This is a genomic window from Streptococcus oralis, from assembly GCF_001075875.1.
GTDB lineage: Bacteria > Bacillota > Bacilli > Lactobacillales > Streptococcaceae > Streptococcus > Streptococcus oralis_I.
Map to the genome: position 1 here is coordinate 1 of NZ_JUOS01000074.1, position 23612 is coordinate 23612.

A 23612-nucleotide genomic window follows, 5' to 3' on the forward strand; every position below is an offset into this window, starting at 1 on the left:
AGAGCAAACTAGGAAGCGAGCCGCAGGCTGTACTTGAGTACGGCAAGGCGAAGCTGACGTGGTTTGAATTTGATTTTCGAAGAGTATAAGATGTTTTATTTTTATAATTCTAGTATAAAGCATAGATATCAAAGAATCGTCAAGCATTTCTAAAGTGTTTCTAAAGTTTTTAAGTTTCTAAAAATAAAAAGCCCAGTTGGCTAGAAATACTAGTTGACTGGGCTTATTTTCTACAAAATATATTTCTCAATAGCGCGTGCAACACCATCTTCTTCATTGCTAGCAGTTACGGCATCCGCGAGAGATTTGACGTAGTCGCTGGCATTTCCCATGGCAATCCCAAGCCCTGCAAATTCTATCATCTCAATATCGTTATTGGCATCACCCATGGCCATGATTTCAGAAGGTTGGATATCCAAAATCTCAGCCAAGCGAGAAAGAGCAGAAGCTTTTGTGGTACCGAGTGGCATTGCTTCATAGATAACTGGTTGTGAACGAACTCCGCTAAATCTCTGACAAAGTTCATCAGCAAATCGTTGTTCAAAATCATCTGTTTGTTCTTTTGTACCTAAGAACATACCCTGGAACATGCGATATTTTCCACTGGTAGCTTCCTCTAGTGAAATTTCAGTCAGGTCAGAAAAGACGAGTGTCGCATCGTATTTTACGATAGGATTTGGTTCGCCTCCGAGAACGAAGTAGTGCTCTTCATCAAAGAGAGTTAATTGAACATCACTCTTTTCAGCAAGGTCATTGAGGTATTCGATGTCTGATTTGCTAAGTTCCCGCCAGTCAACAAGGCCCCAGTCACTGGTTTGGTGGGTAGAACATCCATTGTTGACGATGACGTATTCATTTTCCAAATCCAGACCCAGTTTCTTATAATATGGGAGGACTCCAAAGAGTGGACGACCAGTACAGAGAACCAGTTTGACGCCTTTGTCGATAGCCTTATGAATGGCGTCAATATGAGCCTGAGGGATTTCCTTGGATTCGTTGAGTAGAGTTCCATCCATATCCAGAGCAAGTAGTTTAATCATAGTATTTCCTTTTCACGTATTTTGTCTATATTATAGCATATTTTGGATGAAATAAGGATTACTATGTCAATTTAGGACGTTTCAATTACAATTCATGATTGGAAGAAGTTTTTTTGCAAATATATGCTATACTAAACTTGCAATATACTGATAGTGGATAAAAAAGCAGAGGGTTTATCATGAAAAGAAGAACAGTACAGATTTTACTAGCCTTGTTAGTAATTATTTATAGGAAGACATGGTTTTGGTGGATTTTTAATCACTTTTCAGCTAGATTTGTAGCCGCTAGTCGAGAATTTTTTCAGGTTCTTTCTATTTTAGAGTTTATCGTTATTCTTCTAGCTATGCTATATTTACTAGTATTCGAAGGTAGAAAAATGCTTGAGTTGAAGTGGAAATGGAGATATCTAGTTTATTTGCTTCTTGCTTATGGAGTCAGTTATCTTTCAGATATTGTGTTTTCTTTTTTAACCCCAGCAACATCCAATCAAATCGCTTTAAATGAATTAGTTGAGATGACAGGGCGACAAGAGTTACCTTATCTTTTACTTATTGTTTGTCTGCTAGGACCAATTACAGAAGAATTGGTATATCGAGGAGTTATCATGAATACTTTTTTGAAAGATTCACCTTGGTATGGAGATGTTTTACTATCAGCCTGTATCTTTGGCTATGTGCATGTCAGTTCAGGTTTAACACCACTCGCCTTTTTCACCTATGCAAGTGGAGGAGCAATTTGTGCATTCCTCTACCGAAAAACTCATTCTCTCTATTATCCTATTTTGCTCCATATCATGATTAACATTACAGCATTTTGGGAATTATGGCTTCTCGTATTTTCATGAAGTTAGTGTTTATCGATCAATGCCGGAAATTTCTGGCATTTTACTTTTTATCAGTAGTTTAAGAACTCTCTATTTATAGGATTAGCAGTCAAAAAATGGTATAATGAAAGGTAATGAAAAAATCAAATGAGGCAGAGATGAAACTACTTTATACCGACATTCGGACTTCTTTGACAGAAATCCTGACCAAGGAGGCTCAAGGACTGGTTGCCCAAGGCAAACGAGTCTTTTACATAGCTCCTAACTCTCTTTCTTTTGAAAAGGAACGTGCCGTGCTGGAGTGCTTGAGTCAGCAGGCTTCTTTTGCGATCACAGTCACGCGCTTTGCTCAAATGGCTCGTTATCTGATTTTAAACGATATACCAGCGAAGTCTAGTCTCGATGATATTGGTCTGGGCATGGTTTTCTATAAATGTTTGTCTGAGATAGACGCTAAGGATTTGCGTGTTTACGGGGCTATTAAGCAAGATCCGCAATTCATCCAACAACTGATTGAGATTTATCATGAAATGACAACTGCGAAGATGAGCTTTTTGGATTTAGAAAGTCTATCTGACGCTGATAAACGTTCTGATTTACTCTTGATTTTTAAAAAGGTAACAGCTTATCTGAATCAAGGTCAAGTTTCGCAAGGGAGTCAATTATCATATCTGATCAATGCTATCGAAGAAAACAAGGTAAGTAGTGATTTTAGTTCGATTGCCTTAGTTATTGATGGTTTTACCCGATTTTCTGCAGAAGAGGAACACCTAGTGGATTTGCTTCATCGTAAGGGTGTTGAAATTGTTATTGGGGTTTATGCGACTAAAAAAGCTTATACAAGTCCGTTTACTGAAGGGAACCTCTACCAAGCCAGTGTTGAGTTTCTACGCCATTTAGCTTTTAAATATCAGACCAAGGCAGAAAATGCATGTCAAGAACACGGAAATCTTGATGCCTTTGCCAAAGCCTCAAAACTTCTCGAAAGTGCCTATGATTATTCCGAAATTAGTTTAGATGTGAATGACGAAGATAGAAAGGACTTGCAAATCTGGTCTTGTCTGACCCAAAAAGAAGAGTTGGAGTTAGTTGCTCGTAGTATTCGTCAGAAATTGCACCAAGAGCCAAAACTTAGCTATAAGAATTTTCGAATCCTACTTGGTGACGTAGAGTCCTATAAACTATCCTTGCAGACAATTTTTAATCAATATCAGATTCCTTTTTATTTGGGCAAGAGTGAGTCTATGGCTCATCATCCTCTAACTCAATTCGTAGAATCCATCGGGCGTTTGAAACGATACAATTTCCGTCAAGAAGATTTGATTAATCTCCTACGAACCGGCTTATATACCGACCTTAGTCAAGAGGAAATCGATAGCTTTGAGCAATATCTTCGTTACTTAGGTATTGATGGTCTTTCTAGTTTTAAACAAGAATTTACAAAAAATCATCATGGGAAATTTGATTTAGAAAAATTAAATAAGCTTCGTGTTCTTGTTCTAGATCCATTAGAAACGTTATTAACCAGTCGTAAGCAAAAAGCCGAGAATCTTCTTGCAAGATGGAGCAACTTTTTGAAAGATGCTTATTTGACCAAGCAGTTACAAACCTTATCTGCAACAATGGAAGTAGCGGAGCAAGAAAGACAAGAGGAGGTCTGGAAGGCCTTTTGCCACGTAATGGAGCAATTTGCAACTGTATTTGAAGGTTCTCAGGTCACTTTGGATGATTTCTTAGCTCTTCTTCATTCAGGCATAAGCTTGTCCAATTATCGTACAATCCCAGCAACAGTAGATACTGTCCTGGTGCAAAGTTATGATTTGATTGCACCTTTGACATCTGATTACATCTATGCACTTGGTTTAACTCAAGATCATCTACCTAAAATTGCTCAAAACACCAGTTTGTTGAGCGATGAAGAAAGAGAAGTGCTGAACCGAGCAACTCAAGAAGGTTCTCAATTACTGATTGCAAGTCAAGAAAACCTCAAGAAGAATCGCTATACCATGCTTTCTTTGGTCAACTCTGCTAGGAAGGAATTGGTCTTATCAGCACCAAGTTTACTCAATGAAAATGAGTGTAAAGAGTCAGTATATCTGAAAGAATTACAAGACTTTGGTTTTAGCAAGATTGAAAAGAGAATTGACCGAAAAAATCTAACAAAGGATGATATTGGTTCTTATCACAGTCTTTTGTCTAGTCTTGTTGCCTATCATCAGCAAGGTGAGAGTGAGACAAGTGACCAAGACTTAACTTTTGTAAAAGTTCTGGCTCGTGTGATGGGTAAAAAGTTGGAAGACCAAGGTTTAGAAAATCCCGTCCTTCCAACAAGTCCGAAAAGCAAAACTTTAGCTAGAGATACACTAGAAGCTTTATATCCGCAGGAACAAGATTTCTATCTATCTACTTCTGGATTAACAGAATTTTACCGTAATGAATACAGTTACTATCTCCGTTATGTCTTAGGTTTGCAAGAAGAATTGCGTCTGCGTCCTGATGCAAGAAGTCACGGTAATTTCTTGCATCGTATTTTTGAACGTGCATTGAAACTTCCGAGTTATGAATCCTTTGATCGTCGTTTAGAACAAGCTATCTCTGAAACCAGTCAAGAACGTGAGTTTCAAGCTATTTATCAGAAAAGTTTGGAGGCTCAATTTACTAAGGAAGTCCTCTTGGATGTCGCACGCGCTACTGGACATATTCTTCGACATAATGCGGATGTTGAAACGATTCAGGAAGAGGCAGTCTTTGGTGGCAAGGAACAAGCCTTTATTCAGCTAGATAATGGTCGAAATCTCTATGTTCGTGGTAAGGTTGACCGAATTGACCGTCTAAAATCAGATGGAGCTATCGGTGTTGTAGATTATAAGTCTTCTTTGACTCAGTTCAAGTTCCCTATGTTTTATAATGGTCTTAACTCGCAATTACCAACCTATCTAGCTGCCCTCAAGCAAGAAGGGAATAGAGACTTCTTTGGAGCTATGTACCTAGAAATGGCTGAACCAATTCAGTCATTACAAACTGCTAAAACTCTTTCAAAGGCAGTAACAGAAACGAATAAGACTATGAAATACCAAGGCCTCTTTCTTGAAAAAGAGATAAAAAACCTTGGAGAGTTTTACAATAAAAACAAGACTTATCAGTTGTCTGATGAGGAATTCCAGTTATTGTTGGACTATAATGCCCTTCTCTACAAAAAAGCGGCAGAGAAGATTTTATCTGGTGAATTTGCGATCAATCCCTATACAGAAAACGGTAGAAGCATTGCACCTTATGTTCAACAATATCAAGCTATTACAGGTTTTGAAGCTAATTACCATCTAGGTCAGGCTAGATTGTTAGATAAGGTTGCTAAGAGCAATGATAAAGAAGCATGGTTTAATAAAATCAGAGAGGAGTTGGAGCGATGAAATTTTTATCCCAAGAAGAGATTGCAGCCTTGCAAGTAGCAGAAGCTCAGTCTAACAAGAAACCCAAGAAAACTGCTGAACAAATTCAAGCTATTTACAGTTCTGGTCAAAACATTCTGGTCTCAGCATCAGCTGGTTCAGGAAAAACCTTTGTCATGGCTGAACGAATTCTTGATCAACTAGCGCGTGGTGTTGAGATTCGCCAACTCTTTATCTCAACCTTTACGGTAAAGGCAGCAACCGAGTTAAAAGAACGCTTGGAAAAGAAAATCAGCCAACAAATCCAAGAGACTCAAGATTTGGAGCTAAAAAAACATCTTGGAAGACAATTAGCTGATTTACCAAACGCTGCGATCGGGACCATGGACTCTTTTACTCAGAAGTTCCTAACCAAACATGGCTATCTTCTCGACCTTGCTCCAAACTTCCGCATTCTTGAGAATGAAAGTGAGCAACTCCTCTTAAAGAATGATGTGTTTCGACAAGTTTTCGAAAGTCACTACCAAAGTAAGGAACAAGAACAGTTTAGTCAGCTAGTCAAAAACTTTGCAGGAAAAAGCAAGGATGCGCGTGGTTTGCGTAAACAGGTCTATATGATTTATGAGTTCTTACAATCCACTAGTAATCCCCAGGATTGGCTACAGGAATCTTTCATAAAAGGATTCGAAAAGGCCGATTTTACAAGTTCTAAAGAAAAGCTAGCTCAAGACATTCAGCAAAGACTCTGGGATTTGGAAAGTTTCTTCCGTTACCATCTAGAGAATGATGCTAAGGAATTTGGGAAAGCAGCCTACTTAGAATGTGTCCAACAAGTTCTTGATGAAATTGGAGCTTTAACCAACGAATCAACTTTTAATCAATATCAAGAAGTTCTAGAGCGAGTTGTGAATATTTCTAAGGATAAGGGTGGCCGTGCTCTCACAAATGCTAGTCGCAAGGCTGAACTCCAAGCTCTAAAAGAAGCGTACAATCAAGAGAGAAAAGATAAGTTTGAAAAGTTAATTGCATTAAATGTCCAACTTACTTTATTGAAATTCCAGGAAAAATATCATCAAGAGTCTTGGGACTTAGCTAAGACTTTCCAAGTTTTCATGAGAGATTTTGTTGTAGCTTATCGACAACGTAAACGTGAAGAAAACGCCTTTGAATTTGCTGATATTAGCCACTATACCATTGAAATTTTAGAAAACTCCCCTCAGGTTCGACAAGAATATCAAGAACGTTTCCACGAAGTCATGGTCGATGAGTACCAAGATACCAACCATATCCAGGAAAGAATGTTGGAACTTCTCTCTAACGGGCATAATCGTTTTATGGTAGGAGATATTAAGCAGTCTATTTATCGTTTCAGACAAGCAGATCCCCAAATCTTCAATGAAAAATTTAATAGCTTTGCTCAAGATGGCAAAGAAGGTCAGTTAATTCTGCTTAAAGAAAATTTCCGTAGTAGTTCAGAAGTTCTTGATGCTACTAATGATGTCTTTAAACATCTTATGGACGAGGAAGTTGGAGAGATTTCTTATGATGGTATGCACCAGCTTGTTTTTGGGAATACTGATATACAAGCAAATCCTGAAAACAAGGCAGAAGTTCTCTTATATGATAAGGATGATGATAGTGATGACGATGAGGAATTAGTAACCAACAAACTGACTGGTGAAATGCGAATGGTGCTTAAGGAGATAATTCATCTTCATAATGATAAAGGTGTGCCCTTCAAGGATATTGCTCTTTTGACTGCAAGCAGAAGTCGCAATGACCAGGTTCTACTTGCTTTGTCGGAGTATGGGATTCCAGTCAAGACAGATGGTGCTCAAAGCAACTATTTACAGTCTTTAGAAGTCCAAGTTATGTTAGACACTCTTCGAGTCATCCATAATCCTCTTCAAGATTTCGCTTTAGTTGCTTTAATGAAGTCTCCAATGTTTAGCTTTGATGAAGATGAATTGGCTCGATTAGCCCTTCAGAAATCCGAGGATAAGGTTCAAGAAAACTTTTATGAGAAACTAGTCAATGCTCAGGAGAAAATTGGTCTTCAAAAGGATTTAATCAAAGCTGAATTACAAAAGAAGCTAGGCTTTTTCATGGAAACCGTCCAAGATTGGCGTTTGTATTCCAAAACGCATTCACTTTATGATCTCATTTGGAAAATTTATAGCGACCGCTTTTACTATGACTATGTTGGTGCTTTACCAAATGGACAGGCCAGACAGGCAAATCTCTACGCCCTTGCCCTAAGAGCCGATCAGTTTGAAAAGAGTAATTTCAAGGGATTATCTCGCTTTATTCGAATGATTGACCAAGTCTTGGAAGCCCAGCATGATCTTGCCAATGTCGCTGTGGCACCACCTAAGGATGCTGTAGAACTAATGAGTATTCATAAGAGTAAGGGGCTTGAGTTCCCTTATGTCTTTATTCTCAATATTGATCAGCAATTTAACAAGCAAGATTCCATGTCTGAAGTTATCCTAAGTCGTAAAAATGGCCTTGGTCTTAAGTACGTAGCTAGAGTAACTACAAATGCAAAAGAGGAATACGTTCCATCTACGATTAAATTATCTATCCCTAGCTTGACCTATACGCAAAATGAAGAAGAACTCCAATTAGCAAGCTATTCTGAACTCATGCGTTTGCTTTATGTAGCCATGACGCGTGCTGAGAAAAAATTATATTTAGTCGGAAAAGGATCTCGAGAAAAGTTGGAGTCTAAAGAATATCCGACAAATGGAAAAGGTCTTTTGACTCGAGAAACTAGACTAGATGCTACTAATTTCCAGGACTGGATTTGGGCGATTTACCAAGCATTTACGAAAGAGGATTTGCACTTCACTGTACGTTTTGAGGGTGAAGAAGACTTAACCAAGGAAGCTATCGGAGTCTTGGAAAATAAAAGTAAGCTTCAAGATCAATCTCAAGCAGATAACCGTCAATCTGATACCATTAAGGAAGCTTTAGAAATGCTGAAAGAAGTGGAAGTCTATAATCAAGTTCACCGTGCAGCAATTAACCTTCCAAGTGTTCAAACGCCAAGTCAGATTAAAAAATTCTATGAACCTGTCATGGATATGGAAGGCGTAGTAGTGGCTGGTCAAAGTCAACTAAAAGAAAGCACAGTTCATTTCAACCTTCCTGATTTCTCTAAAACTAAGAAAGTTACTGGTGCTGAAATTGGTAGTGCTACCCATGAACTAATGCAACGAATCAATCTCGATAAAAAACCTACTTTGGAAACCCTGACAGAAGCCTTGGAGCAAGTTCAGGCTAGTACAGCTGTTAAAGATAAAGTTAATCTAGAAAAAATCTTGTCCTTCTTTGATACAGCTCTAGGTCAAGAGATTCTTGCAAATCAAGATAAACTCTATCGAGAACAACCTTTCGCAATGTTAAAAAGAGACGAGAAAAGTCAAGAAAACTTTGTTGTCCGTGGAATCTTAGATGGGTATCTCCTCTACAATGATAAGATTGCTCTCTTTGACTACAAGACAGATCGTTATGAGCATGCTAGTCAGCTTGTTGAACGCTATCGAGGACAATTGGATCTCTATGCAGAGGCTCTATCTCGCTCTTATCAGATAGAAACAGTTGAGAAATATTTGATTCTACTTGGTAAAGACCAAGTAGAAGTCGTTAAACTCTAAAAAGAAAGGAGACATCATGTCCATTCCTGTTAGAAAAAACTTATATGATGCAGTTTTAGAGGCATCTAAAGCCGATACTTGGGAACAAGCTACCAAAGAATGGAGTGAAGTTTCCTTGATTTTTAATGGAATCGGTCGAAGCAATTGTGTCTGCGGTAATGCTATTAAGTATGCTTATGAACTTTTTAACGGAGTTACTGGCAAACGTCTCTTTCCCATTGGGAGTGACTGTGTTCGCCATTTCCAGAGAATTAGCCTAGATCAACAGCTAGAAGAGGAGGAAAAACTTCTCAGAAAGCTTGAAAATCTAACCAGAAAGGTCCAGAAAAAAGAAACCATTCGAGTTAATAAAACAGATTTTGATGAGCGACTGATCAACTGGCTATGGAAAAAGGGAGCTTTTAAGTCAAATCGAGGTAATCAATTCTCACCAGAAAAGGATTATCAACTCTTTTTGGAGGTATTTCAAGGTGGAAGTTGGACTAAGGCAGAGCCTTTGAAGAAAGCTCGTATGGAAGAAGTCCTTGAGAAATTTATCAAACCCTTTCTACTTGGAAAATCTGACGATCAACTTTATCTAGTTAAACTAGGAAAAGAAAAAATTGACTATGAGCAAGAACTTCGCATCAAAGCTGAAAAGGAACGAAAGAAGCGAGACAAGATTGCAAAACAATATGCGGATAACCTGGTTCTAGCAATGGGACCAGCTGAACGTGCCTATCAAGATTACTTTGGACTGAGCGAAACACTGACTCTAGAAGAACGCCAGTGGGAAAAGATTCTCTTTGGTAAAAATCGGACAGAACGTTCTATAAAATCAAAACCGTATCAAAGAGAACTCGAAAAGGATCAACGTATTGCTAGTCAAGATCCTCTTGAAAGAAAACAAAAGCAAGTCTGGTTGCTTAACTCTTATTTTAAGGATATACCCGAAGAAAAAGCTCGCTTTTCTCGACTTTTAACCATGTATCGAAAAACTGGAGAAATCCCATTTTCAACTGACTATCTCTCTAACACTTTGTTTGACTTTTTCTACAAAATGAAGGCTTTTGAATTTGAAATAGAACCTGATCAGGTACGGGATTTTCTAAAGGAATGTTTAGATGCGGAAAACCTATCGTCCGCTCAAAAATCTTGGATAGAAGGCATTTTAACCAACTGCATCAAACCTTTTTTAGAAAGAATGATAGTATAAAGAGGAAAGCTACCGATAGAATGGCGGTAGTTTTCGTGCTGAATAGGAATTTTTGAATTAAAAAATATTGAATAGGGATATAGATACATAATTAAATTTATGTAAATTATTAATAGTTTTATATCAAAGTAAAGAAAAAATAGAAAGAAACTATGTCAAAAGAAATCGATATCGAATATTATCACCAACTAGCCTTGCAAAAACAAAAAGAGCATCGTAAGTTTTTAGGAAATCTGAAAAAGAAAGCACCTAAAAATTTGGATAAAATTGCCCTTGAAATCCATCAAGAAGTTTTTACTGAAATTGATTGTACAGCCTGCGCTAACTGCTGCAAGAGTCTTGGTCCAGACTTTAAAGAAGCAGATATCACACGTATTGCCAAGTATTTTAAAATGAAATTGCCAGCCTTTGAAGCTGAGTTTTTGCAAGTAGATGAAGACGGTGATAAAGTCTTTAAGTCAATGCCTTGTCCCTTCTTAGGAGGCGATAATCTTTGTTCCATTTACGACGTTCGTCCCAAAGCCTGTCGTGAATTTCCACATACTGACCGTAAAAGAATCTATCAAATCAATAATCTAACAATCAAAAACACTTTGACCTGTCCAGCAGCCTATCTCTTTGTTGAAAGATTAAGAGAGAAGATAGATTAAGAACTCTCATTGTATGATAAGATTCATCCTCAAATACAGTTACTGTTTGGGGATTTTTGTATATTTATTTTTATCTGAAAATTCAAACCATATTTCTTATTAATTGATAAGTCGTTTCTTTAAGCTTAAATTTTTTTAAACCGAATCTTAAAGAAAACTGATATAAGGTATCTTTAAGCGATGTTCTGTATAGTTATACCATCATCAAAGAAAGAGGTATCGATATGAACTACATAGTCATTCCAGCTTATCAACCAGATAATAAACTTATCAAACTCATCGAAAAAATTCACGAAAAGAGTGATTTTCATATCTTAGTCATAGACGACGGCAGTTCATCAGAGTGCCAAAAAATCTTTGACAAAGCAGAACAATATGCAACTGTCATCCGTCACCAAGTGAACCAAGGTAAAGGGCAGGCTCTAAAAACAGCCTTTACTTATATCCAAGAACAAAACATTTATGGTACGGTTGTCACAGCAGATGCGGATGGACAGCACAAGGTATGGGATATTTTCCGCACGGCTAATAAAGCTTCCGAAAATCCAAACAAGCTAATCTTGGGTGTACGTGCCTTTTCTGGAAAAGTTCCCCTTCGTAGCCGTTTTGGTAACAGCTTAACCAAAACTCTCTTTAAGCTTCAAACAGGAGTAGGAGTAACAGATACGCAGACAGGTCTTCGTGCTTTTACTACAAACTTGATACCGTTTATGCTTAAGATTGAAGGCCAACGTTATGAATATGAAATGAATATGTTGCTCGAAGCAACGAAAGAATATGAGATTTTAGAAGTTCCTATTGAAACTGTCTATATTAATGACAATGAGGCTTCACACTTCCGTCCAATCCAAGACGGGCTCATGATTTATAAAAATATCTTTAAATTCGCCTTATCATCTCTCAGTAGCTTTGTTGTAGACTATATCGTTTACGCCCTAGCAATCTTGATTTTGCCGACAGTTCCGACGAGTCTACGAATTTTTCTAGCAAACGGAGTCGCTCATGTGACTAGCTCTATTTTCAACTATTCTACAAATAAAAAACTAGTCTTTAAAAATGACGATAGCCTTGTAAAAACAGGGATGGGGTACTTTGGTCTAGCAGTCGGACTCTTTGTCTTAGACACGCTACTGATTCGTCTCTTCTTTACAGTCTTTGGAATCAACCTTCTGATTGCCAAAGTTATCGTCGGCATCCTTCTCTTCGCTGTCTCTTGGACAGTGCAGAAGAAATTCATCTTTAAAGAAAGGACATCAACTGTATTATGAAATTTTTAAAGAAACGCTATGCTTACGCCTCAGTTCTTGGCCTACTCTTGACAGGATCCTTTAGTTACTCCATGTTAAAGACCTTTGTCCTCGCTGAAACTATCTCGACAGTTGCCACAACTAGCACAAGCTCCAATGCTGCAGCAGCAAGTCAAGCTGCTAAGACAGCTACTGTCACTGACTCTAGTTATAAAGATGACAATATTTTCGTCAATTTGTCTGAAACGACGGTCAATAATACACAAGTCTACGTTGCCGATATTACTCTGAGCTCATCAGATTATCTGAAAACTGCCTTTGCTCAAAATGCTTATGGAACTAACGTAACTGCAAAAACCTCTGTAACCGCAGCTGACAACAATGCCATTTTAGCGGTAAACGGGGACTACTATGGTGCTAACTCTACAGGTTATGTTATCCGTAATGGCGTTGTCTATCGTGATACTGTTCGTGAAGATTCTAGCAATGGTGATTTAGCTATTTATAAAGACGGCTCTTTCAAGGTTATTTACGAAGATCAGATATCAGCTGAGCAACTAGTAAATGACGGTGTCGTCAATCTCTTGGCATTTGGACCAGCCTTGATCGAAAATGGTGAAATTGCAGTTGATACCAATACAGAAGTAGGACAAGCAATGGCTTCAAATCCTCGTACAGCGATTGGCATTATCGATGAAAATCACTATATCATCGTTGTTTCAGATGGACGTACATCAGAAAGTGAAGGACTCTCTCTTTATCAGCTTGCTGAGGTCATGAAATCTTATGGTGCAAAGACTGCCTACAATCTTGATGGCGGTGGATCATCTACACTTTATTTCAACGGTCAGGTTATCAATAAACCAACGACTGGTGGAAACAAAATTTCAGAAAGGGCGGTGAGTGACATTGTCTACATCGGTTACTAATTTTGGCAAAAAACGTTTTAAGAAAACAGTCATTACTTACACACTAATCACTATTTTCTTCTTTGCATTTTCTAGAATTTATGAAGCTTTTAGTTTTGGAGAAACTTCTGTTCATATGCACTATTTATTTGCAGCACCTCTTGTAGGGGGGATTCTACTAGCAATCTTTCTCAAGGTTCTCCCTCATTTCTCTCGTATTAGTCTAAATCTATGGAATTCGGCAGTAGCGATTATTACAGCGGGTACACTTTTCCGAGGAATTGTCAATCTTTCAGGACGCTCTACAACCTTGGATGCACCCTACTGGTATGTTGGGATTGGTTTTGCAATACTAGCGATCGTCACTATTTTCATCAATCCAAACCTTTGGAAGAATTCTACTAAAGCAACCAAAACAAATCACAAAGAAGTCTATGGTCAGGCATAATGTTATAAAAAAAGTAGTCGTTCAGCTGATGTTCGACTACTTTTTATTGACTTTTATTTCTAAAATATTTTAAAAATATTACAAGTTCTTTTCTTCTGAAAGATACTACTTTTATATTTAACAGAATATTGTATAATATAGTGGATAATTACTGTTTTTTACACAATATATAGAAACATCAAATCCACTATTTAGGTATTTGTAAGGAGAAAAGAATGAAAAAAATATTGCTGGCAAGTACAGTTGCCCTCTCTATGGCAGGCTTTGCAAAAACGACCGTCTATGCCGAGGATTCTCAAGCTACCAATAATGTTCAATCATCAGAAAAGATTGCTACGAATACAGTAAGCAATGAAAAGAAAAATCAAAGCGAAGCTGAAAAAGCAACTTCTCAAACTCCAGAGACCAAAGAACAACCTTCAAAAGAAACAGTAGTAGAAGTAGTTAACAAAGAAGGTTGGCAAAAAGAAAATAACCAATGGCGTTATTATGAGGATAATCAGCCAGTTTCGAATTGGAAAAAAATAGCTGGTGTTTGGTACTATTTTAATCAAGATGGTATCATGCTTAGTAATACTATCTTTAATGATTACCTACTGAATAATAGCGGTGCTTTGACAGAATCTTCTTGGGTAAAAATTGACAACCAGTGGTATTATTCCACTGAGGACGGGAAAGTTACTCGTAATAATTGGAAAAAGATAGCTGGAGTTTGGTATCGATTCGATGAAAATGGTATCATGATCAGTAATGCTGTTTACGATGACTATCTATTCAAATCAAGTGGAGCCTTAGCTGAAAATAGCTGGGTAAAAATTGCTGATAAATGGTATTATGGGAATCAAGAAGGTAAAATCAATCGTGACAAGTGGGCAAAGATTGATGGCCTATGGTATCGATTTGATGAATCTGGTGTCATGCTAAGTGCTACTATTTATAAAGACCATCTTCTCAATACTAGTGGAGCTATGGCAGAAAATGCCTGGGCAAAACTCGAAGATAAGTGGTATTATGCTACAGCATCAGGAAAAATTATTCGCGATAAGTGGGAGAAAATCAGCGGTTCATGGTACTATTTTAATAAAGACGGTGTCATGTTAAGTAGCCAATGGAAAGAGAAATACTATCTAAAAGATAGTGGCGCCATGGCTAAAAGCGAATGGATTTTCGATGAAAAATACAAGAGTTGGTTCTACCTCAAGTCGGACGGTACCTACGCTGAAAATCAATGGGTAGGTTCTTACTATCTCAAATCTTTTGGTTATATGGCCAAAAATGAATGGATTTTCGATAAGGACTACAACGCTTGGTATTATCTAAAAGAAGATGGAGTCTATGTAACTGGTAACTTCATCATTAATGGAAAAGACTATACTTTCCAAAGCAATGGAAAATGGATTACTGATACAGCCTCATACTATAAAGTAAAACCAATTACAGCAAATGTCTATAGTGCTTCTGGTGAGAAACTTAGCTATATTTCGCAAGGAAGTATTGTAGCGATTGATGGAGCTGAAGCCAAAGACGGTCGACTTCCGGTCAAAATTTCTGGCCTTTCAGGATATATGAACAAGAGTGATCTTGTAGCAGTCAGCTCAGATAGTGATTTCATTCCTCACTATGCCACTGACGGTAATTATCTTTACCATGAGTTATCACCTTACGCAAGTATTCGTGTAGCACCTCATAGTTCATCAATGGCAATTGGTAAAAAATACTATTCAGCTGATGGCATGAACTTTGAAAACTTTACAGTTGAAAATCCTTTCTTATTTAGAGATTTAAGAAAACCAACCAATTACACAGCTGAAGAATTAGATAAAGTCTATTCTCTTATGAATATCAAAGGAAGTCGTCTGGCAGGTAAGGGAGCAATCTTTAAAGAAGCTGAAGAACGTTATCAGATCAACGCTCTCTATCTAATCGCCCATAGTGCTATAGAAAGTTCATGGGGACGTAGCCAAATTGCTAAGGATAAAAACAACTTCTTTGGTATCGCTGCTTATGATACAACACCATATGATTCAGCAAAAAGCTTTGACGATGTTGATAAGGGTATCTTAGGTGCAGCCAAGTGGATCCGCGAAAATTACATCGATAATGGCAGAACATACCTTGGAAATAAAGCGTCAGGGATGAATGTTCTTTATGCTTCAGATCCATATTGGGGAGAAAAAATTGCAAGTATCATGATGAGAATCAACAGTCAGCTAGGTGAAAAAGATTAAAAATCATTAAAATCGATAACGACTGCAAAGTGGTTATCGATTTTGCTTATCAAGAGAAATTTGAGAAATGATCTTTATGAAGCAGAATTTTGAGAATACAAATAAAAGAGGAATTGATTTACGTGACTTAGGGATTGATGCATACGCTTATGACTACTCGCTTATCCCAGACTTACTTGATAATCTCAAAGCCAATAATCAAATTATACTAGGTGGGGATGTTTTTTGCTACAAGAATGGCCAATTGAAACAAACTTATGATCATTGGTATTACGAGAAACAAGATCCAACCATTGATAGCAGTAAATCCATTTTTCAAACAGAAAAATATATCAGCAACTATGTTAAAGATCATGGTGAACACTATTATTTTTTAATTGTTTTAGACAATGAGGAATTTAATTTGTGACTGATTTACTTAGAAAACATTTTACAATCGGCATTGAATCAAGCGTCAAATATGAGAAATCATGTTATAATAAAAGATAGTGATTTATTTTTAGAAAAAGGATATCTATTTAATTTTTAAATATGAAAAAATAGATACAAATCCAATAAAAGAAAGGAATTTTACAGAATGGCAACTATTCAATGGTTTCCTGGACATATGTCCAAGGCGCGTCGTCAGGTCCAGGAAAATTTAAAATTTGTTGATTTTGTGACAGTTTTAGTAGATGCACGTTTGCCCTTGTCTAGCCAAAATCCAATGCTGACTAAAATCATTGGGGACAAACCAAGGCTATTGATTCTAAACAAGGCAGACCTTGCAGACCCAACATTGACAAAAGAGTGGCGTCAGCACTTTGAATCACAAGGTATTCAGACACTTGCTATCAATTCTAAAGAGCAAATTACAGTTAAAGTCGTGACCGATGCTGCTAAGAAACTTATGGCAGATAAGATTGCTCGTCAAAGAGAACGTGGTATTCAAATTGAAACCTTACGCACCATGATTATTGGGATTCCAAACGCAGGAAAATCAACTCTGATGAACCGTTTGGCTGGTAAGAAAATTGCTGTAGTTGGTAACAAGCCTGGTGTGACAAAAGGTCAACAATGGCTCAAAACCAATAAAGATTTGGAAATCTTGGATACTCCAGGGATTCTTTGGCCAAAATTCGAAGATGAGACTGTCGCTCTTAAACTTGCCCTTACTGGAGCAATCAAGGATCAGTTGCTTCCAATGGATGAAGTGACTATTTTCTGTCTCAACTACTTTAAAACCCATTATCCCGATAAGCTTCAAGAACGTTTTAAACAAATGAATCTGGATGATGAAGCTCCTGAAATTATTATGGATATGACTCGTATCCTTGGTTTCCGTGATGATTATGATCGTTTTTACAATCTCTTTGTTAAAGAAGTTCGTGATGGAAAACTTGGTAATTACACATTAGATACATTGGATGATCTAAATGGCAACGATTAAAGAAATCAAAGAAGAATTAGCAAAGATAACTGAACTTGAAAGTCCCTTGTTCAAGGAATTTGAAAACGATTCTCGTTCAGGTGTCCAAAAAGAAATTCATAAACGGAAAAAAGCCCTTCAAGCTGAAATTGATGAAAATCTCCGCTTAGAGGCTATGCTTAGCTATGAAAAAGAGCTTTACGAGAATGGAATAAGCTTCATTGCTGGAGTTGATGAAGTTGGTAGAGGTCCCTTAGCTGGCCCTGTTGTTGCTGCAGCAGTCATTCTGCCAAAAAATTGTAAAATTAAAGGTTTGAATGACAGTAAAAAGATTCCCAAGAAAAAACATGAAGAGATTTTTCAGGCTGTTAAAGATAAGGCTCTAGCAATTAGTATTGGGATTATGGATAATCAAGTCATTGATCAAGTCAATATCTATGAAGCGACGAAACTAGCCATGAAGGAAGCTATCTCTCAGCTTGAACCTCAACCAGAGCACCTCTTGATTGATGCTATGAAGTTGGACTTGCCGATTTCTCAGACATCCATCATCAAAGGGGATGCCAACTCCTTATCTATTGCAGCAGCATCGATTATAGCTAAAGTTACTAGAGATAAGATTATGGCTAACTATGACGAAGAATTTCCAGGCTATGATTTTGCTCAAAATGCTGGCTATGGAACTGCTAAGCATCTAGAAGGAATTGAAAAGCACGGTGTCACACCTATTCATCGCACCAGTTTTGAACCGATTAAAACGATCGTTTCAGAAAATAGTAAAAGATAATTAAAGGAGAGAATTATGGAGGAACAGTCAGAAATACTTAGTCCCAAGAAAGAATTTGCCTTCGCGTCCAGTACGATCTTAGCTCAAGTAGGGCGAGGTATTATTGTTGGATTAGTCGTAGGACTTATTGTAGGATCATTTCGATTTTTGATCGAAAAAGGCTTTCATATCGTTCAAGGATTTTATCAAGACCAAGAGAATCTGATACGGAATCTATTGATCATTTTATTGTTTTATATCCTCATTTGCTTACTTAGTGCCAAATTAACACGCTCAGAAAAAGATATTAAAGGATCAGGTATTCCTCAAGTTGAAGCGGAGTTAAAAGGTCTCATGTCTCTCAATTGGTGGAGTATCCTCTGGAAGAAATACATTCTAGGTATCTTGGCCATTGCGAGTGGGCTCATGCTCGGTCGTGAAGGTCCCAGTATTCAGCTAGGTGCCGCTGGAGGAAAAGGAATTGCTAAATGGCTCAAGTCTAGCCCTGTTGAGGAGCGTTCTTTGATTGCTAGCGGAGCTGCTGCTGGACTTGCTGCAGCCTTTAATGCACCGATTGCGGGGTTATTATTTGTAGTAGAAGAAGTCTACCATCATTTTTCACGATTTTTCTGGGTTTCTACCTTGGCTGCTAGTCTAGTAGCAAACTTTGTTTCCCTTCTCATCTTTGGCTTAACACCTGTACTTGATATGCCGGACAATATCCCTCTCATGAACTTGAGCCAATATTGGATTTATCTGGTGATGGGAATTTTTCTAGGACTCTCAGGTTTTCTCTATGAAAAAGCCGTTCTGAATGTCGGAAAAGTATATGATTGGATTGGGAAAAAGGTTCACATTGACAAAGCTTATCATCCAATTTTTGCTTTTATCCTGATTATTCCTGTGGGAATATTCCTACCTCAAATACTTGGTGGGGGCAATCAGGTTGTCTTATCCTTAACAGAACAAGATCATAGTTTCCAAATTCTCTTAGTTTACTTCATCATTCGTTTTATCTGGAGTATGATTAGTTACGGAAGTGGACTACCAGGTGGTATTTTCTTACCAATTTTAGCTTTAGGATCCTTACTTGGAGCTCTGGTCGGTGTTATTTGTGTCAATCTTGGCCTTGTTACCCAGCAGCAATTTCCTATCTTTGTGATTCTTGGAATGAGTGGGTATTTTGGGGCCATCTCAAAAGCACCTTTGACAGCTATGATTCTTGTGACTGAGATGGTCGGTGATATCCGCAATCTCATGCCTTTAGGGATGGTGACCCTAGTTGCCTATATTGTTATGGATCTGCTTAAAGGGGCGCCCGTCTATGAAGCCATGCTGGAGAAAATGTTACCAGAAACCGCAAGTGACGATGGTGAAGTCACTCTTATTGAAATCCCAGTTTCTGATAAGATAGCTGGTAAGCAAGTACATGAACTCAATTTACCTCATAACGTACTCATCACAACCCAAGTACATAATGGGAAAAGTAAGACAGTTAATGGATCTACAAGGATGTATCTAGGTGATATGATTCATCTCGTGATTCCAAAAAGTGAAATTGGAAAAGTGAAAGATTTGTTGTTGTAGGATTGTTTTTACATAACTTATGTTATGTCTCGTATATAGTTGGTCTAAAATTAGTAATTAAAAAGATAGACCGAGTCAAAAGATAGACCGAGTCATATGAATCAAAACTCGATTCCTAAATAATGGTATCGAGTTTTTATATTTTATTCCGATAAACTGTAGAAGCTTTAGAAATTTTTTAAGTCAATAAATTAATGATCAATAATTCACATAGTGAATCTAGTTGTTTTTTAGAAAAACTAAAAGTTTATGTACAATTGACTTAACGTGAGCTAAACTATTGATACAACTGAATTAGAAGCATAAAGTACATTCTTTAAGGAGTGTACTTTATTTTTATTTTGTACATTATTTTGAAGTGTTATTTTGTATATTTTCTAGTTCATAACATCATCTGATTTAAGGAATTGATTTGTACATTTTTACTCTAATAGGTGCAGAAGAAGTAGTGGTTCAATTGTACATTTTTTGCTACTCATTTAAGGTCTTATTGATAGTAAGATATAGATTTTTACTCGTGGTGCTAGTTAATCTCAAAGTATCTCAGATTATAAGTCAGTACAATTTGCTCCATTCTCAACTGCAATCCTGTTAAGCCTCTAGCTAGGTGTTTGTTCGACATCAAAAAAAGTACAAAGTTCTGAAAATCGAGTTTCAATAGTCCGTCTCATAGCCATTAGTTTCCAATGATTATGTTGATTAGCTCTTGCCATATTTTGACGTAAAGGCGTCCAAGGATGGTAACCTTTCTGTTTCAACTGTTCTCTGAGTTCATAGCTAACTAAGATAAGCTAAATCAGCTAAAACATAGGGTTGAGAACAATTTTCTAGTAAGTCATCAACTGCCTTGACCGTCGATTAAACCGACTTCTTTCAAGGAGACACCCACAAGGATTCTTGTTTAGAAGCACCGAATCAATCAAGAAGGATCACCCAGAGGTTCCAGCATTTGAAGAATATGACGAGCTACTTGAAGCAATCAAAAAATCCCTATAAAGGGATTTTTTTATACCTATAATACCTTGTGCAAAATAGTCGTATATATCAAAATCAGAGTCACGTTACCTACTATTAGACCAAAAGTCGCAAGCAAGGTCTTTGCTGTACCCGGCTTAAAATCTGCACTAATCAAATATGGCCAAAAGCATACCATTGGGAAAACGGCTACTAACACGCATACATAGGTAGGAAAGCTTGTCCAAAGAAAGCGTGTCGTCTCTAACCAGTGACCCCATGAAGGTATCACTATTTTGCTTATAGTGAAAAGTATGCATATAAGGTGGACCACTAGAAGATAAATAGCATACTTTGTCTTACTTAGTACTTTTTTCTTTTTCATTTTGCCTAATTATCCCTGCAAATTCTTCTATCGCTCTTCTGCAATATTAGAACTAAAATTAAAATTAACTATATCATTATTCGAATCAAGGTCTAAATTCATAAAATAATGATTCCAAAAGAATTCATTGTTACCTGCTCCCCACTGCACGCCATAATGACCCAAATATTCATCTCTTGGCTCGCTTGGAGTCAGCCATATTTTTTTCCCAAATACTTTCGTGAACTCGTTTTCGTCAAGCTTCTTTAGCAAATCTATACCATCTATATTATATGAAATTCCATATTTTTTTGAAACAGCTGTGCACTCAGAATCGACGCAAACCTGCGTAACTACACAGTCCTTCAGCTCCGTACTCTTCCTCTTATCTCCGTAAACACCTATACATCCGAGAACTACATTCTTCTTTACAAGAAGATAGGTAGATCGCGTAACTGCTGAGTCATATGACTTAAAGCCGTTTGGTACGCTAACCCCAGCTCCTTGGTATTTAGTATAGCTTCCCGTTGTCAAAAGCTCGTTATAATTAGGATAATCATGTCTACCATTTGACACATAAATTTCAAACCCCTTGTCTATCAAATCCGAAATCTTAGTCTCTGTAAGATGAATTTCAGTTCCGTCAATTTTAAGTGGAGGTGCGTTATCAGGTAGACCTATAATTATATATACAAACATCAAAAACACGAATATCATAAGCACTGCAACGATACTCATCCAAGATTTCCCGGTTCTCCTTCGTGCATTGAAAAGCGACATTATAGAAGGCGTGATTATAGTAGCACCAATTGGCGCCGCCCCATGACGGAACATGCTCATGACCTTAAAGGCAATTACAGCGCTAATTAGTATTAAAAATATGTGCACTGCATACTCTCCTACGCTTAGCTTACTCGTCCTAGTCTGATTATTTGCTGGGGCATCGTACACTGGAACACCGTTCTCAAAGGTGTTCTTCATTCTAAAACGCAGCCAAAACAATATTCCAATAAACACAAATGCCAAGAACACTAGCATTCCGATAAAAACTAATTTTTCCATCTGTAACCTTTTCTCTGACCTAATTATCGTCCATCAAAATTCATATCTAGTCTACCACATTTTGAAATTGTTTTACAATATTTACATACTTGTGCACGAATCAAAAATGTATACAAGCTTTTCAGAGTATTTATTCTTTACACATCTTTTCCGCTATGTTAAAATTGTATTAAGTTTAATACTTGTTTTATTCTAAACGTGCGCATCATTTTAGCGCAAAAAACAAATTTAATTCCGTTGTTTGAGTGGGATTATGTAAATAACCTCCTAATAACAAGTCCAACTGAAATCACAGAGTTGAGTAATATGTCTGTATGGTGGATATGTCAGGAAAACCCAGATTATCGTTATAAAATTCAAGTTAAAGAAAGAATGGCGTACAGAAAACGAAATAAAAAGGCATGTTCGATTTGCAAAGGTTACAAAAGAAAGCAAGAACATTTTATACAGTTTAAAAAAGATATAAAAAAATAAGAACACTTTAAGTAATATAAAGTGTTTTTATTTTGTCAAAATGTACAATTGAAAAATTTTCAGTTTTCACTTAGATAAAGTACATATTACAGTAGATGGATAGCTTTTAAGATTTCCAGTATTCACTTAAATAAAGTACATAATTAAGAATAATTAGCTCTAAAAAAATTTGAGGTTACTTTTTCGCTTAGTTAGGCAAGCCCAAATATCTCCTATGTCATCTTTCCGAAAAACTATAATTTTCTTGAAAAATATATCTAACTATGCTATACTACTAGTATAGAAATATTTGGAGAAAAACATGAAACGCGAGATCTTATTAGAACGTATTGATAAACTCAAACAAGTCATGCCCTGGTATGTTCTGGAATACTACCAATCGAAACTGGCTGTTCCCTATAGTTTTACGACCTTGTACGAATATTTAAAGGAATACGATCGATTTTTCAGCTGGGTTTTAGAATCTGGTATATCGAATGCTGACACCATGGCAAATATACCTTTAGATGTACTTGAGAATATGACAAAGAAAGACATGGAATCTTTTATTCTTTACTTACGTGAACGTCCTTTACTCAATGCTAATACGACAAAGAATGGTGTCTCCCAAACAACCATCAACCGGACTTTATCAGCACTTTCTAGTCTTTATAAGTATTTGACTGAAGAGGTTGAAAATGAGCAAGGAGAACCTTATTTCTACCGCAATGTTATGAAGAAAGTTGCTACTAAGAAAAAGAAAGCAACTTTGGCTGCTCGAGCCGAAAATATCAAGCAAAAGCTCTTTTTAGGGGATGAAACAGAGGGATTTTTGAATTATATCGATGAGGAATACCCCAAAACTCTCTCAAATCGAGCCCTATCCTCTTTTAATAAGAATAAAGAGCGAGATTTAGCCATCATTGCACTGCTTCTTGCCTCTGGTGTCCGTCTCTCTGAGGCGGTTAACCTGGACCTTCGTGATCTCAACCTCAAAATGATGGTGATTGATGTTACTCGTAAGGGTGGGAAACGCGACTCGGTCAATGTAGCCGCCTTTGCGAAGCCTTATCTGGAGCAATATCTTGCAATTCGAGACAAACGTTACAAGACAGAAAAGACTGATACAGCCCTCTTTCTAACCTTGTATAGAGGTGTTCCAAACCGGATTGATGCTTCAAGTGTTGAAAAAATGGTAGCTAAGTATTCGCAAGACTTCAAAGTTCGGGTAACTCCCCATAAACTGCGTCACACACTAGCAACGCGTCTCTATGATGCTACCAAGTCACAGGTTTTGGTCAGCCACCAGCTGGGACATGCAAGCACACAAGTTACCGACTTGTATACACATATCGTTAATGATGAGCAAAAGAATGCCTTGGATAGTTTATAATTTTTAACATAATATAAATTATGTAATTATAATTCTA

The 23612-nt window shown here is 37.2% G+C and carries 17 protein-coding genes and 1 pseudogene; 15 read left to right on the forward strand and 3 right to left on the reverse strand.

What is annotated here, in order from left to right; all coding sequences use genetic code 11:
- Window positions 1–230: 230 nt before the first annotated feature.
- Complete coding sequence (locus ADM33_RS04320; protein ID WP_049503319.1) at window positions 231–1040, reverse strand: Cof-type HAD-IIB family hydrolase; 810 nt, start codon at window positions 1038–1040, stop codon at window positions 231–233.
- 179 nt (window positions 1041–1219) lie between these two features.
- Between ADM33_RS04320 and ADM33_RS04325 the strand changes: the two genes are divergently transcribed.
- The 13 genes from ADM33_RS04325 (at window position 1220) to ADM33_RS04385 (ending at window position 19349) form a co-directional block, all read left to right on the forward strand.
- Entirely contained in the window at window positions 1220–1885 is a 666-nt protein-coding gene (locus tag ADM33_RS04325) for a CPBP family intramembrane glutamic endopeptidase (protein WP_049503320.1), read from the forward strand.
- A 137-nt stretch (window positions 1886–2022) separates the two neighbouring features.
- Window positions 2023–5274 carry an ATP-dependent nuclease subunit B gene (rexB, locus tag ADM33_RS04330; RefSeq protein ID WP_049503353.1) on the forward strand — a complete coding sequence of 1084 codons (3252 nt, stop codon included), beginning with the start codon at window positions 2023–2025 and terminating at the stop codon, window positions 5272–5274.
- Window positions 5271–8912, forward strand: a complete 3642-nt coding sequence (gene addA, locus ADM33_RS04335) for a helicase-exonuclease AddAB subunit AddA (RefSeq protein WP_049503321.1) — start codon at window positions 5271–5273, stop codon at window positions 8910–8912. The genes rexB and addA overlap by 4 nt, the downstream gene beginning before the upstream one ends.
- Window positions 8913–8928: 16 nt before the next feature.
- Window positions 8929–10107, forward strand: a complete 1179-nt coding sequence (locus ADM33_RS04340) for a hypothetical protein (RefSeq protein WP_049503322.1) — start codon at window positions 8929–8931, stop codon at window positions 10105–10107.
- A gap of 152 nt (window positions 10108–10259) precedes the next feature.
- The gene (locus tag ADM33_RS04345) at window positions 10260–10757 is read left to right on the forward strand and encodes a YkgJ family cysteine cluster protein (protein ID WP_049503323.1); all 498 of its coding nucleotides are present in this window, start codon (window positions 10260–10262) and stop codon (window positions 10755–10757) included.
- Window positions 10758–10981: 224 nt separating this feature from the next.
- On the forward strand, window positions 10982–12025 hold the full coding sequence (locus ADM33_RS04350) for a glycosyltransferase (RefSeq protein ID WP_049503324.1): 1044 nt from the start codon (window positions 10982–10984) through the stop codon (window positions 12023–12025).
- Window positions 12022–12933, forward strand: coding sequence for a phosphodiester glycosidase family protein (locus ADM33_RS04355; protein WP_049503325.1), 912 nt, complete (start codon window positions 12022–12024; stop codon window positions 12931–12933). The genes ADM33_RS04350 and ADM33_RS04355 overlap by 4 nt, the downstream gene beginning before the upstream one ends.
- The gene (locus ADM33_RS04360; protein ID WP_080982688.1) at window positions 12914–13360 is read left to right on the forward strand and encodes a hypothetical protein; all 447 of its coding nucleotides are present in this window, start codon (window positions 12914–12916) and stop codon (window positions 13358–13360) included. The genes ADM33_RS04355 and ADM33_RS04360 overlap by 20 nt, the downstream gene beginning before the upstream one ends.
- Window positions 13361–13575: 215 nt before the next feature.
- Window positions 13576–15588 carry a glucosaminidase domain-containing protein gene (locus tag ADM33_RS04365; RefSeq protein ID WP_049503327.1) on the forward strand — a complete coding sequence of 671 codons (2013 nt, stop codon included), beginning with the start codon at window positions 13576–13578 and terminating at the stop codon, window positions 15586–15588.
- 76 nt (window positions 15589–15664) lie between these two features.
- Window positions 15665–15997: an Imm40 family immunity protein gene (gene imm40 / locus ADM33_RS04370; RefSeq protein WP_161801451.1), complete on the forward strand. Its 333-nt coding sequence runs from the start codon at window positions 15665–15667 to the stop codon at window positions 15995–15997.
- A 168-nt stretch (window positions 15998–16165) separates the two neighbouring features.
- A complete protein-coding gene (gene ylqF, locus ADM33_RS04375) occupies window positions 16166–17017 on the forward strand; it encodes a ribosome biogenesis GTPase YlqF (RefSeq protein ID WP_049503329.1) in 852 nt (283 codons plus the stop codon).
- A complete protein-coding gene (locus ADM33_RS04380) occupies window positions 17004–17783 on the forward strand; it encodes a ribonuclease HII (protein WP_049503330.1) in 780 nt (259 codons plus the stop codon). The genes ylqF and ADM33_RS04380 overlap by 14 nt, the downstream gene beginning before the upstream one ends.
- A 15-nt stretch (window positions 17784–17798) precedes the next feature.
- Complete coding sequence (locus ADM33_RS04385) at window positions 17799–19349, forward strand: ClC family H(+)/Cl(-) exchange transporter (RefSeq protein WP_049503331.1); 1551 nt, start codon at window positions 17799–17801, stop codon at window positions 19347–19349.
- A 523-nt stretch (window positions 19350–19872) separates the two neighbouring features.
- Here the strand turns inward: ADM33_RS04385 and ADM33_RS10855 are convergent.
- Both ADM33_RS10855 and ADM33_RS04395 read right to left on the reverse strand, forming a co-directional pair.
- Window positions 19873–20201: pseudogene (locus ADM33_RS10855) on the reverse strand (transposase); the annotation flags it as partial.
- Window positions 20202–20715: 514 nt separating this feature from the next.
- Window positions 20716–21729, reverse strand: coding sequence for a hypothetical protein (locus tag ADM33_RS04395; protein ID WP_049503333.1), 1014 nt, complete (start codon window positions 21727–21729; stop codon window positions 20716–20718).
- A 198-nt stretch (window positions 21730–21927) separates the two neighbouring features.
- On the opposite strand from ADM33_RS04395, the gene ADM33_RS04400 reads away from it, so the two are divergent.
- Window positions 21928–22203 (forward strand): zinc-ribbon domain-containing protein, encoded by a 276-nt coding sequence (locus tag ADM33_RS04400; protein ID WP_239684814.1) that lies wholly within the window; start codon window positions 21928–21930, stop codon window positions 22201–22203.
- Between the two features lie 301 nt (window positions 22204–22504).
- Complete coding sequence (gene xerS, locus ADM33_RS04405; protein WP_049503334.1) at window positions 22505–23575, forward strand: tyrosine recombinase XerS; 1071 nt, start codon at window positions 22505–22507, stop codon at window positions 23573–23575.
- Window positions 23576–23612 lie beyond the last annotated feature (37 nt).